General features: G+C 68.2%; 9 protein-coding genes. 2 read left to right on the forward strand and 7 right to left on the reverse strand.

The genetic code is table 11. The features are described from left to right. Positions 1-8: 8 nt before the first annotated feature. The 3 genes from ACX80P_RS14860 to ACX80P_RS14870 form a co-directional block, all read right to left on the reverse strand. Positions 9-1,043, reverse strand: coding sequence for an ABC transporter permease (locus tag ACX80P_RS14860; protein WP_459278882.1), 1,035 nt, complete (start codon positions 1,041-1,043; stop codon positions 9-11). Further along, positions 1,040-2,581 carry an ABC transporter permease gene (locus ACX80P_RS14865; protein ID WP_459278883.1) on the reverse strand — a complete coding sequence of 514 codons (1,542 nt, stop codon included), beginning with the start codon at positions 2,579-2,581 and terminating at the stop codon, positions 1,040-1,042. Before ACX80P_RS14865 ends, ACX80P_RS14860 begins: the two co-directional genes overlap by 4 nt. A gap of 147 nt (positions 2,582-2,728) precedes the next feature. Then, positions 2,729-4,525, reverse strand: coding sequence for an ABC transporter family substrate-binding protein (locus ACX80P_RS14870; RefSeq protein WP_459278884.1), 1,797 nt, complete (start codon positions 4,523-4,525; stop codon positions 2,729-2,731). Positions 4,526-4,938: 413 nt separating this feature from the next. Here ACX80P_RS14870 and ACX80P_RS14875 point away from each other — a divergent pair, with 413 nt between their 5' ends. Beyond that, positions 4,939-5,253, forward strand: a complete 315-nt coding sequence (locus tag ACX80P_RS14875) for a hypothetical protein (RefSeq protein ID WP_459278885.1) — start codon at positions 4,939-4,941, stop codon at positions 5,251-5,253. A 132-nt stretch (positions 5,254-5,385) separates the two neighbouring features. Here the strand turns inward: ACX80P_RS14875 and ACX80P_RS14880 are convergent, their stop codons facing one another. Together ACX80P_RS14880 and ychF are read right to left on the reverse strand one after the other, a co-directional pair. Then, the gene (locus tag ACX80P_RS14880) at positions 5,386-6,864 is read right to left on the reverse strand and encodes a glutamine synthetase beta-grasp domain-containing protein (protein WP_459278886.1); all 1,479 of its coding nucleotides are present in this window, start codon (positions 6,862-6,864) and stop codon (positions 5,386-5,388) included. A 304-nt stretch (positions 6,865-7,168) separates the two neighbouring features. Next, entirely contained in the window at positions 7,169-8,254 is a 1,086-nt protein-coding gene (gene ychF / locus ACX80P_RS14885; RefSeq protein WP_459278887.1) for a redox-regulated ATPase YchF, read from the reverse strand. 63 nt (positions 8,255-8,317) lie between these two features. Between ychF and ACX80P_RS14890 the strand changes: the two genes are divergently transcribed. Continuing rightward, entirely contained in the window at positions 8,318-9,655 is a 1,338-nt protein-coding gene (locus ACX80P_RS14890; RefSeq protein ID WP_459278888.1) for a DNA recombination protein RmuC, read from the forward strand. A gap of 72 nt (positions 9,656-9,727) precedes the next feature. Here ACX80P_RS14890 and ACX80P_RS14895 read toward each other — a convergent pair whose 3' ends face one another. Both ACX80P_RS14895 and ACX80P_RS14900 read right to left on the reverse strand, forming a co-directional pair. Continuing rightward, positions 9,728-10,819: a 4-hydroxy-3-methylbut-2-enyl diphosphate reductase gene (locus ACX80P_RS14895; protein ID WP_459278889.1), complete on the reverse strand. Its 1,092-nt coding sequence runs from the start codon at positions 10,817-10,819 to the stop codon at positions 9,728-9,730. Positions 10,820-10,880: 61 nt separating this feature from the next. Continuing rightward, positions 10,881-11,750, reverse strand: coding sequence for a hypothetical protein (locus tag ACX80P_RS14900; RefSeq protein WP_459278890.1), 870 nt, complete (start codon positions 11,748-11,750; stop codon positions 10,881-10,883). Between the last annotated feature and the right edge of the window lie 125 nt (positions 11,751-11,875).

An 11,875-nucleotide genomic window follows, 5' to 3' on the forward strand; every position in this document is an offset into this window, starting at 1 on the left:
GGGCGTGTTCACGCGGCCGCGGGCTTCCCTGATTCCTTCGCCCGGCCGGCATTGAACTTCTTCTGCCGCGGGTCGAAGGCGTCGCGGAGGCCGTCGCCGATGAAGTTGATGCACAGGCAGATCAGCACGATGAACAGGCCGGGGAACCAGAACAGCCAGGGCCGCGTCTGGAAGGCTTCCTGGTTCTGGCTGATGATCAGGCCCAGGGAGACGTCCGGCGCCTTCACGCCGAAGCCGATGTAGCTCAGTGCTGTCTCGAGCAGGATGGCCGAGGACATCAGCAGCGTGGTGTTGACGATGATGACGCCCACGGCGTTCGGCAGGATGTGCTTGAAGATGATCCGGGTGTTCGACGCTCCGGCGATCTTCGCGGCGTCGACGAACTCGCGCTCGCGCAGCGTCAGGAATTCGCCGCGGACGAGGCGCGCCAGGCCGGTCCAGAGCACGAGGCCGAGGAACAGTCCCAGAAGCCAGATCTGCGCGCCGGGCCCTACGACCCGGTTGACCGCCTGGCCGAGGGTCGCCGCGGCGAGGACGACGGGGATGATGATGATGACGTCGGTGAAGCGCATCAGGACGGCCTCGGGCCAGCCGCGGAAGTACCCGGAGCAGGCGCCGATGACGACCCCGACCAGGCCGGCGAGCGCGCCGATGATGAACATGATGATGATGGAGTTCTGGGTGCCGCGCATCGTCATGGCGAAGTAGTCGCGGCCGATCGAGTCCTGGCCGAACGGGTGGTCCCCCCAGCTGAAGGGGCCGGTGACGGTCGGGGCGCCGCCGTCGACCAGGGGGAGGAATTCGGTGTGGTTGTACTTCCACCATCCGGGGATGCCTGCGAAACCGACGGACGTGAAGGCGAGGACGAACACGGCGGCGAACACGACGAGGCTGATGATCGCAGCGGTGTTGTCGAAGAACTTCTTCCGGACGATCTGGCCCTGGGACAGGCCCTTCGCCTCGGGCTCGGTCTCCGGGCGCCCCGGTCCGGTGACGGTCGCCGTCTCGCTGTTGGGGAAATCGGACGGGGTCTGGATGGTCATGCTTTCACCCTTACGCGAGGATCGAGGACCGAGTAGGCGATGTCTGCGACGAGGTTGAAGACCAGCGCGAGGATGCCGGCCACCAGGAAGAAGCCCATGATGGGGTCCGGGTCCGTCCGCTGGAGGGCCTGGACGAAGAGCTGGCCCATGCCGGAGAACGCGAACACCTGTTCGGTGATGATGGCGCCGCCGATGAGCGCGCCGATGTCGAAGGCGACGAGGGTCGCGAGCGGGATCAGCGCGTTGCGGAACGCGTGGCGCATGACGACGGTCCTCTCGCTGAGGCCCTTGGCCCGCGCGGTGCGGATGTAGTCCATGTTCATGATCTCGAGCATCGACGCACGCGAATACCGGCTGTAGCTGGCGAGGGACGCCAGGAGCAGCGCGAGGGTGGGCAGCAGGAGGTGCGTGAAGGTGTCGAGGCCGTTGATCCAGAACGTGCCCTCCAGGCCCGGCGTCTCGGCGCCGACCGTGGCGATCGGCCTGCCGCGGACGCGCGGGTTGCTCACGTAGGACGGCCACGTCACCATGAAGCGGTCCACCACGATGAGGAAACCCATGAGCAGTCCGGTGAGGGCGGCCGCGCGCATGCTCTGGCTGCGGTCGTACCCGCCCATGGCGTAGCCGACGCCCAGGCCCACGAGCACGGTGATGATCGCCAGGATGATGATCATCCAGATGGTGGCCGCATTGAGGATGGGGTTGACGACGTAGTAGGCGACGAGGCCCAGTGCCACCATGATCAGCGACGAGTACAGGGCCTTCCGGTTGCGCAGGCCGGCCGTGAGCAGGACGATCCCGAACGCGATGCCGACCCCGGTGATGAGGATGATGATCGGTCCGAGTCCGGGATCGGCGAACCAGCCGACGAGGTCGAGGACGACGAGCAGGACCGCTGCGACGACGGCCCCGAGCACGAACGCGATTCCCTTCCGTTTCCAGGACCTGCTCGCGAAGAGCGCCCAGATCAGTCCGCTGGCCAGCGCGACGACGACGATGGTGGATGTCGGTATGTCGGGATCGTCGAGGAAGTTGTTGAAGCCGATGGCACCGAATTCCTTGAGGAGGACGGCCAGCCAGAAGATCGGGAGGGAGAAGAACAGGAAGGACATGAAGGTCACGCCGTAGTCGAGCCCGCTGTACTGGCGCAACGCCGTGATGATGCCGAGCGAGATCCCGATGATGATCGCGAGGACCGTGGCGGTGGTGACGAGCGTGATGGTGTTGCCCATCGCGCGGCTGAGCGAGGTGGTGACGGCCTCACCCTGGATACTGGTCCCGAGGTCGCAGGTGGCGGCGAAGGGGATGATGCACTTCGCGGCCCCCGCGAGCCAGCCGAAGTACCGCAGGGGTGCCGGGGTGTTCAGGTCGAGGAGGTCGGTGCGGGCCTGGATGAGCTGCTCCCGGTTCGGGGCGTTGCTCGCACGCAGGTCCTCGAGCGGATCACCGGACAGGGCAGTGAGCTGGTACACGACGAACGATGCGCCGAACAGGATGAGCACGGCAGTCACCAGACGCCGAACGATGTAGGTCACCATAGGTCTCAGGCCTCAAGATTGAATCGGGTAGGGGTATCCCGTGTTATCGCAAAGTGTAGATCAGCGGCATAGCAGAAGGCGCCGGGACGGGCGAGTCGCCCGTCCCGGCGCCTTCCATCTACGGTCGAGCTGGTTCCGGTACCGGAACTACTGGACGACCTGCCAGTCCCAGAAGTTCCACCAGACACCGGTCTGGTTCGGCATGTACTCGATGCCGCTGACGTTGTCGCTGTAGGCGTCGACGCCGGGCACCTGGAAGAGGGGCAGGCCGTACTTCGAGTCCCAGATCAGCTTGTCGATCTGGATCTGGAGTTCGTCCTGCTTCGCCGGATCCGTGGTCACGATGAGCTCGTCCATCAGCTTGTCCGCTTCGGGGCTCGAGAACCCGTTGAAGTTCGAGCCGTTGGCGGTCTTGAAGATCTGCGGCACACCGGACACGCCGACGCCCGAGTTGATCCAGCCGAAGATGGTGGCGTCGTAGGTCCCGTTGCCGAGCGCGGCTCCCCAGTCCGAGGATCCGAGGCCGCCGTCGACGATCTTGAACCCGGCCTGAGCGGCGGACTCGGCGATCAGCGTGTACGAGTTGAGACGGTTCGGGTTGTCGCGGTTGTACATGATGCGGACCTCGGGCGTCGCCCCCGCGAGGAGTTCCTTCGCTCCCTCGATGTCGACCTCCGCGTAGGCTTCCGATCCGTTGTTGGCCGCGGACTCCTCGTAGGGTTCCTGATCGGTGAGGAACAGCTGCGAGTCGAGCGGTGCGGCGTCCGGGTTGATCTTCTTGACGATCGTGTCCACGAGCTGCTGGCGCGGGACGGTCTTCATGAACGCCTCGCGGACCTTCTCGTCCTTGAACACGCCGCTGAAGTTGAGGTCGAGGTGGTCGTAGGAGAGCTGGTTGCCCTGCTCCACGGTGACGCCCTCGAGCGCTTCGAGCTGCTCGACCGTGTCGGCCGACGCCTGCGGCGCGATGATGTCCACCTCGCCGTTCTGCAGGGCCTGCACCTGGGCGGGAGCCTCACCGATGTAGCGGACGGTGATCTCGTCGACCTTCGGCATGGGGCCCCAGTCGTAGTCCTCGTTCCGGGTCAGGGTCATCGACTGGTCCGGCGTGATGGCCGAGGCGATGAAGGGACCGTTGGAGAGGAACAGCGACGGGTCGGTGGGGAGCGACTTGGTGTCGAAGCCCGTGTTCCAGAAGTCGGCCAGTGCCTGGACCTCGGGACGTTCGACGGGTTTCGCGGGATCGCCGGCGGGCGTCGTCTTGATGAGCTCGATCAGCGCATCCTCGTCCGCCAGGCCGCCCTTCTCGGCGAGGACGTGGGCGGGCGTATCGATGCCACCCTCGCTCATCAGGCCGAAAGCCACCTCGTAGTCGGCGAAGGGCTCCGAGTAGTTCAGGGTGATGGAGCGTCCGTCCTCGCCGATCTCCGGGAGCTCGGTGAGCGCGAGGCCGCTGGTGTCGCCCGCGTAGTCGAAGTAGGTGGCGCCGGAGGTGACCTCACCCGCGTCGTCGGTGGTGGCGTCGTTGAAGTAGCCGGACTCGATCGCCCAGGCCAGGAGCAGGTCGCCGCCGTCGACCGGTTCGCCGTCGGACCAGGTGACGTTCTCGTTGACCGTGTACTTCACGCTCAACGGGTCCTCGGAAAGCACCTCCATGGTGCCGAAGTCCTCGTTCTTCACGACCTCGAGGTCGTTGTTGATGTAGACGAAGCCGGAGTGGGTCGCGTAGGCGATCTTTCCGTTGATGTCCACATTGCCTTCGGACGTGCTCGAGTTGAACGAGCTGAAGGCATTGACTTCGACGACGCGGATGTTTCCGCCGGTTGCTTCGCCCTCGGTGCCCTCATCGGTGGTTTCAGTTCCCGTGTTGGCAGCGCAGGCGCTCAGTGCGAGTGCTGCGACAGCAGCGACTCCCACAGCTTTGGAAGTACGTCCGAAACGCATTCCGCCTCCTCTTTCATAGTGTGGCTCCAGCTTCACGCGGTGTTGCATGACAGCCGACACGTGACCCGGAAGGGTGACGCGACTCACATGAGGCACAGCCTAAGTGGACTTCGCCGTGAACAGGTGTTCATCAGACGGGTCGGTTAGGTGTTGTTACCGAGCTGCAACAAAACCTTCACAGGTAGCCTTCAGCCCTTCTCCAGCTGCCTGCCGTACGTGGTGTGCCGCCACGGCGGGTGCCCGGGCCCGGGCGGCGGTCCTCCGGCCCGGTGCCGCGGATCTGCGCCCGGGTGCCCACTGCTTGATAACGCGCTCGCCGCGGTGCTTTGCTAGGAGCACGCCTGCAGGATCCTGACCTGCGGGCCCGGACCCGGTGGCGCGCGGGAGCCGGACGCAGGACGGACGGGAGCACCATGGCCTGGCTTTTCGTGGACAAGCACGCGGCGGTCTGGGACGACGACGCGAACGTCCAGGCCGCGATCGGTGCCCTCAAGGCGCGTCTCGATGAGCATCCGGAGGTTCATCTGTCCATCCAGAGCAAGGGCCTGAAGGGTCCGGTGTTCGTCATCACCCGGGATACCGTGCTCAGCTCCCCCGAGCTCAACAACCGGTTCAACGCCGATCTGTTCGCGGAGCTCACGACGCCGACGGCGCGCAACAGCCCCACGATCCACTGGTTCTCGGACGGGCGGGGCTTCGTGTCGGAGACCAACAGCAGGATGTGGTGAGACCTCCGCGGACCCGGTCGACTGGGCGGGTGTGGCGGGTGGTACCGGGCTGGACCCGGCTCCGCCCCTTCAGGGCGCGGGTCCGGTGCCCGGCATCGGTCCGGTGGCGTGCACGGAGGAAGCCGGCCGAGTTCAGCCGACGTGCCAGTGGCGGCGAATGAGCTCCTCACGCGCAGCCTCGTCCTTCCCAGCTTCGCCGTCCAGCAAGGCGTCGTCGGTGTCGCGGAGGCCCACGAGCAAGGCATCGATGAGCGCACCGGGGAAGACGCCGTCGGCCTCGAACATCTCGCGCTCGGCCTCGAGCAGGTCGGCCGACGCCGCGCACGAGGCAGGCAGTCGCGCGAAGTCGTCGTGGTTGGCGGTGCTGAGCCGCTCGGCCAGCTCCAAGCTCCCCGGATCACTCAGCCCGCGCTTGGCCGCGATGGCCATCCCGGCCAGCAGCAGGTGCACGTCGGCCGAGCCGTCGCCGAGCCGGAGCTCGACCGTCTGGGGGTGCGTGGCGGGTTCAGGGACGGGCCCGGTGCTGCCGGGATTCGCGTGAGCGACCATGTCGGCCAGCACATCCCCGCCCCAGGCCAGTGGGACCCGGACGAGACCGGTGCGGTCTCTCTCACCCCAGCAGATGCCCTCCGGCGACTCGTCCCCGTCGGTGAATCGCAGGTAGGACGTGGGAACCGTGTTACCGAACGCGGTCAGCGCCCCCGCCGCCGAGAGGTAGCCGGCGATCAGCCGACGCCCGGTGTCGTTGATCCCCTCCTCGCCGACGATGGCGCTGGCGCCGTCGCGCACCAGCCGGCTGTGGATGTGCAGCCCGTTTCCTGCGCCCTTGCCGCTGACCAGCGGTGCGAAAGTCACCTCGAGTCCGTGGGCGTGGGCGACCTCGCGCACCACCCACTTCGCAAGGACGAGGTTGTCGGCTGCTTGCTCCAGGGGTACGGGTTGAAGCTCGATCTCGTGCTGCACCAGCTGCCGGTCGGCCTCGAGGATGTTGCCGACCTCGCCGTGGGCGTACTTCAACGGCACCCCCATGGCGCAGAGGTGACCCAGCACCTGTTCCCGGACCCTCTGGCCCTTGGAGAAGGGCCCGGACTCCTGGTAGCCGCGCTCCTCCTCGACGGGGTAGATGCGCTCGGGCTCGTCGACGAGGTAGTACTCCAACTCGCCGAAGGCCTCGAGTGTCAGGCCGGTTTCCTGCGTCAGCAACTCGGCAGCGCGGCGCACGACCTGCTCGCGTGCGTAGGACAGAGGCTTTCCGAACTCGTCGTAGAAGGAGCACAGCACGTCGAGCGAGCTCCGCTCTCCGAAGGGATTGACGAAGGCGGTGCGGTGACGCGGAACGATGTACACGTCACTGCTACCGGTATCGGTGCCGGCGAAGACACTCGAGCCGTCAACGCGCTCACCCCTCGTCAGCACCTCGATGAGGTGCTCGCGCGAGTTGATGGGGAAGGCCAGAGTCTTCAGGCGCCCGTCGCCGCCGACGTAGCGCAGGTTCACCTGGCGCAGCCCCAGCTGTTCGATCGCCCGCACCAGGTCACCTCCGGTGAAGTCGGCCGAGGGCTTGCCGAGCAGGCGGACGAGCGGGTGAGGTTCGAGTGCGTCGAGGGCCATACTCCGTTCTACCAGCGTCACCGTGAGCTCCACCAGCGCCAAGCGGGGCCCTCCCATCAGCGGCTGGGCCCGGCACCGGAGAACGCGACTTCCTGCAGGTCACATCGGAGGAGGGTGCCGATCATCCCCGGGCTACCCCCGCACGACCGGGTCGCCGCACCCACGAATCCCGGTCAAGGGATCCTGCACACCGACGTCACGTGGCGACCAGGACCAGCACAAGGGGGCCACCCTTCTCGCACTGGAATGCAGCCTCCAGACGCCGTCACGGAGGGCGGCATTCCTGTCGACTCAGGCGAGGGGCTCACACATTGAAGCGGAACTCCACCACGTCGCCGTCGGTCATGACGTATTCCTTGCCCTCGATGCGGACCTTGCCGCGGGACTTGGCCTCGCTCATGGAGCCGGCGTCGATGAGATCCCCGAAGTGGACCACCTCGGCCTTGATGAAGCCGCGCTGGAAGTCGGAGTGGATGACGCCGGCGGCCTCCGGCGCCGTCGCGCCCTTCCTGATCGTCCAGGCCCGGCTCTCCTTGGGACCCGCGGTGAGGTAGGTCTGCAGCCCGAGGGTGTGGAAGCCGACGCGGGCGAGCTGGTCGAGGCCCGACTCGTCCTGCCCGTTCATCTCGAGCATCTCGCGGGCCTCGGCCTCGTCGAGTTCCACGAGGTCGGCCTCCAGCTTGGCGTCGAGGAAGATGGCGTCGGCGGGGGCGACGAGCTGCCGCAGCTCCGCCTGGCGCTCCTCGCTGCCGAGCACGGCGTCGTCGACGTTGAACACGTAGATGAAGGGCTTGGCCGTGAGCAGGCTGAGCTCGCGCAGGTGCTCCATCTCCAGCTTGTCGCTGGTCACCGACGCGAAGATCGTGTCGCCGCGTTCGAGGACGGACTGCGCGGCCTGCATGGCGGTGAGCTGCGCGGCCTCGCGCTTCTTGATCTTCACTTCCTTCTCGACGCGCGGGATGGCCTTCTCGAGCGTCTGCAGGTCGGCGAGGATGAGTTCGGTGTTGATGGTCTCCATGTCGGAGCGCGGGTCCACCTTGCCGTCGACGTGGATGACGTCGGGGTCGTCGAACACGCGGATGACCTGCGCGATGGCCTCCGCCTCGCGGATGTTCGCGAGGAACTGGTTGCCGAGGCCCTCCCCCTCGGACGCGCCCTTCACGATCCCGGCGATGTCCACGAAGGACACGGTCGCCGGCAGGATCTGCTTCGACCCGAAGACCTCGGCCAGCTGCGCGAGACGCGGGTCCGGCAGGCTGACGACGCCGACGTTCGGCTCGATCGTCGCGAAGGGGTAGTTCGCCGCCAGGACGTTGTTGCGCGTCAGGGCGTTGAAGAGGGTTGATTTGCCGACGTTGGGCAGTCCGACGATGCCGATAGTAAGAGCCACGGGACACAAGTCTACCGGCGGGCGGTGTCGTGGAATGTCGGAGCTTCCTGCGACAGTGTGGGCATGAGCACAACCGCCGTCCTCCTCGTCATCCTCGCCTTCGTCCTCGGGTGCGCCGTCGGCGCCTTCCTCGTGGCGCGCTCCCTCCGGACGCGCGCGGAGGAGCTCCGGGCGGAGCTCGACGACGCCACGGCCCGCCTCGGGAGCACGACGACGAGCCTCGCGGCGGCCGCGGCGCAGCGGGACCTCCTGCAGCAGCACAACCGCGAACTGACCGGCAGGACGTCCACGGACCACGACGTCCTGCGCGCCCTCGCCCCGGTCGCCGAGAAGCTCACCCAGGTCCAGCGTCAGGTGGGCCTGCTCGAGCGCGACCGGGTGGAGCAGTACGGGCAGCTCGCACGGCAGCTCGAGGAGGCACGGGAGGCCGACGCCCGCCTCCTCTCGACCACGCATTCGCTCGCAGGCGCGCTGCGCAGCAACAGCGCGCGCGGCCAGTGGGGCGAGATCCAGCTGCGGCGCGTCGTCGAGGCGGCGGGCATGCTGTCCCGCGTCGATTTCCTGGAGCAGGTCTCGGTCTCGGCCGGCAGCGACGGTGAGACGGCGCGCCCCGACATGGTGGTGCAGCTCCCGGGTGACAAGCAGCTCGTCATCGACGCGAAGGTCCCGCTCAGTGCCTTCCTCGCCGCGCAGGAACTGGCGGGCGCGGGCGACGGGTCCGCCGAGGCCGACGCCGCGTCCGAGGCACGGCGCGCAGAATTGCTGAGGCAGCACGGGAAGGCGCTCCGGGCCCACATCGACGCCCTGGCCCGCAAGAAGTACTGGGAGGGAGCAGCGAACTCCCCTGAGCTCGTCATCTGCTTCATCCCCGTCGAGTCCGTGCTGTCCGAGGCGCTGCGTGCGGATCCCGAACTGCTGGACTACGCCTTCGGCCGCAACGTCGCCCTCGCCTCACCGGTGTCGCTGCTCGGCATCCTCAAGGGGGCCGCCTTCAGCTGGCGGCAGGCCGTCCTCACGGACAACGCACGGGAGCTCTTCGACCTGTCGAAGCAGCTGTACGAGCGCCTCGGCACCATGGGCGGGCACGTCACCCGCCTCGGGGCGTCCCTCAAGACGTCGGTGGAGCGGTACAACTCCTTCGTCGGTGCGCTCGAATCGAGGGTCCTGCCCACGGCGCGGCGCATCGGCGCGTTCGATTCCGCATCCCTCGACGTCGTCGACGCGGCAGCCGACGGGTCCGACGCCCTGACGGGGGGACGCACCGCCGACGTGAGCCTGCTCGGCACCGCCCGCGCCCAGCGGGTGGGCAGCTCGGGCGCCTCCGCGGAGTCGGCGGCCTCGATCGATGCCACCCCGAGGTCCCTCACCGCCCACGAACTCCTCGACGGGACGGCCGGCTGAGGTCCCGCACCCGGGGAGAGGTGCGGACCGAGCCCCCGGCCCGGCGATCAGGTGTCCCGTCGCGCGGAGGACTCAGCTCAACGACGTGCGGTCCGACCCGCGTCCGCCGCGACCCTGCGACGGGTCGCCCATCGCCTTGAGGGCGGCCCGGATCTCCTTGGGCAGGGAGAAGATGATGTCCTCCTGCGCCGTGACCACTTCCTCGACCTGCCCGTAGCCGTACTCGGCGAGCAGCCGCAGGACGTCCTGCACGAGGTTCTCCGGGACGGAGGCACCCGAGGAGATCCCGACGGTCGTGACGCCCTCGAACCAGGACTCGTCCACCTCGTTCGCGAAATCGACGCGGTGCGCGGCCTTGGCGCCGTACTCGAGGGCGACCTCCACGAGGCGCACGGAATTCGAGGAGTTGGCCGATCCCACCACGATGACGAGGTCCGTCTCCGGCGCGATCTTCTTGATGGCCGCCTGCCGGTTGGACGTGGCGTAGCAGATGTCGTCGCTGGGCGGATCCTGCAGCGTCGGGAACCGCTCCTTGAGGAGGTTCACCGTCAGCATGGTCTCGTCGACGCTCAACGTGGTCTGCGACAGCCAGATGAGCCGCTCGGGGTCACGCACCTGCACCTTGTCGACGTCCTCGGGCCCGTTGACGATCTGGATGTGCTCGGGGGCCTCGCCGGCCGTCCCCTCCACTTCCTCGTGGCCCTCGTGGCCGATCAGCAGGATGTCGAAATCGTCCCGGGCGAACCGCTGGGCCTCCTTGTGCACCTTGGTCACGAGGGGGCAGGTGGCGTCGATGGTGCGCAGCCCGCGGTCCTCCGCGGACTGGACGACGGCGGGCGAGACGCCGTGGGCAGAGAAGACGACGAGCGCCCCTTCGGGGACCTCGTCGGTCTCGTCGACGAAGATGGCGCCCTTCGCCTCGAGCGTCGAGACGACGTGGAGGTTGTGCACGATCTGCTTGCGGACGTATACCGGGGGCCCGTAGTGCTCGAGGGCCTTCTCGACGGCGATCACGGCCCGGTCCACGCCCGCGCAGTACCCGCGCGGGGCGGCGAGGAGCACCTTCTTGTCCCCTGCCACCGGCGCGGCGGCGAGCACGTCGGCAGGCGTGCGGCGCCTGCGCGGGATGGTGGGCATGGGGACCTGAACGGCGGTGCTGGTCATGCGGCGATTCTACCGGCTCGGCAGCGCGCGGCCGCGTGATCGGGCGCCGCTCCGCTGTGAGCTAAGCCCTGCGCCTGCGGCCGGCGGTGGCCTGCCACACCGCGCCGAGGGCGAGGGCGACGAGCCCTGCGAGGACCACCGTCGCGCCGGCGGCGGCGATGTCAGCTCCCGCGCGGTCGGCCAGGCCGCCGAGGAACACGTCGGCGACGGCGCCCGTCCCCGGGACCCGGGCCGCAGCGGCGGGGAGCCAGCTCGCGGCGAGGGCGCCGATGATACCGATGACGGCCACCCCGAGTCCGAGCAGGGCGAGGGTGGTGCCGCGCCGTCGAGCGATCAGCAGGGCCAGCAGGGCCAGCACGCCCGCGCCGGCGAGGTACACGGGCCAGGACTGCACGGCGTCGACGGCGGTGCTCAGGGTTCCGCTGCGCCCGATCGACCCGACCGGGATGGTGGTGTCGTCGGGCATCGGGACGTCGATGCCGAGGCTGCCGCCTACCGTGTCTCCCACGAGATCCGTGACCGGCGCGAGGTCGAGCGTCAGGAGGGCCGGCGCCGGTTCCGTGGGGTCGGACGCGGCGGCCAGGGTGAGGGCGTGGGATCTGCGGAGGACCTCCGCCCAGGCTCCGGGATACCCGGCGGAGGTCGTGACCGCCGCCGTCGCGTCCCTGACGAGCGGTTCCACGACGGCGGCGAGCTGATCCGGGAGTCCGCTCCGCGCGGAGAGATCCTCGGCGACGGAGGTGCTGAGCGCGGCCTGGAAGCCCGCGTCCTGGCCGAGCGGCGCGGCGAGCGCGACGAACCCCGACTCCGTCACGAGGTTCTCGTCGACCCAGGCACACGCCAGCCCGCCCGCCATCACGACGAGCGCGAGCAGGGTCAGCAGGGCAGAGACGACGGTCCGCATGGAGTCCTTATCGAGGGGTGGAGTCACGATTATGCCCGCTCGGGCTGTGCGGATGATCGTGTCCGGTCCCGGGTCCGCGGACGCACATACCCCGGCAGGGGCCGTCCCTGGGGGTGAGGGATGGTAGAGATGAGGAGTGCAGGCCCCACGAA

This window comes from Arthrobacter arabinosi (assembly GCF_054511115.1).

What these genes read in the sequence shown, in the direction of transcription:
- ACX80P_RS14860 (WP_459278882.1), bottom strand. Translation starts at nt 1,043, where the DNA reads ATGACCATCCAGACCCCGTCCGATTTCCCCAACAGCGAGACGGCGACC.
- ACX80P_RS14865 (WP_459278883.1), bottom strand. Translation starts at nt 2,581, where the DNA reads ATGGTGACCTACATCGTTCGGCGTCTGGTGACTGCCGTGCTCATCCTG.
- ACX80P_RS14870 (WP_459278884.1), bottom strand. Translation starts at nt 4,525, where the DNA reads ATGCGTTTCGGACGTACTTCCAAAGCTGTGGGAGTCGCTGCTGTCGCA.
- ACX80P_RS14875 (WP_459278885.1), top strand. Translation starts at nt 4,939, where the DNA reads ATGGCCTGGCTTTTCGTGGACAAGCACGCGGCGGTCTGGGACGACGAC.
- ACX80P_RS14880 (WP_459278886.1), bottom strand. Translation starts at nt 6,864, where the DNA reads ATGGCCCTCGACGCACTCGAACCTCACCCGCTCGTCCGCCTGCTCGGC.
- ACX80P_RS14890 (WP_459278888.1), top strand. Translation starts at nt 8,318, where the DNA reads ATGAGCACAACCGCCGTCCTCCTCGTCATCCTCGCCTTCGTCCTCGGG.
- ACX80P_RS14895 (WP_459278889.1), bottom strand. Translation starts at nt 10,819, where the DNA reads ATGACCAGCACCGCCGTTCAGGTCCCCATGCCCACCATCCCGCGCAGG.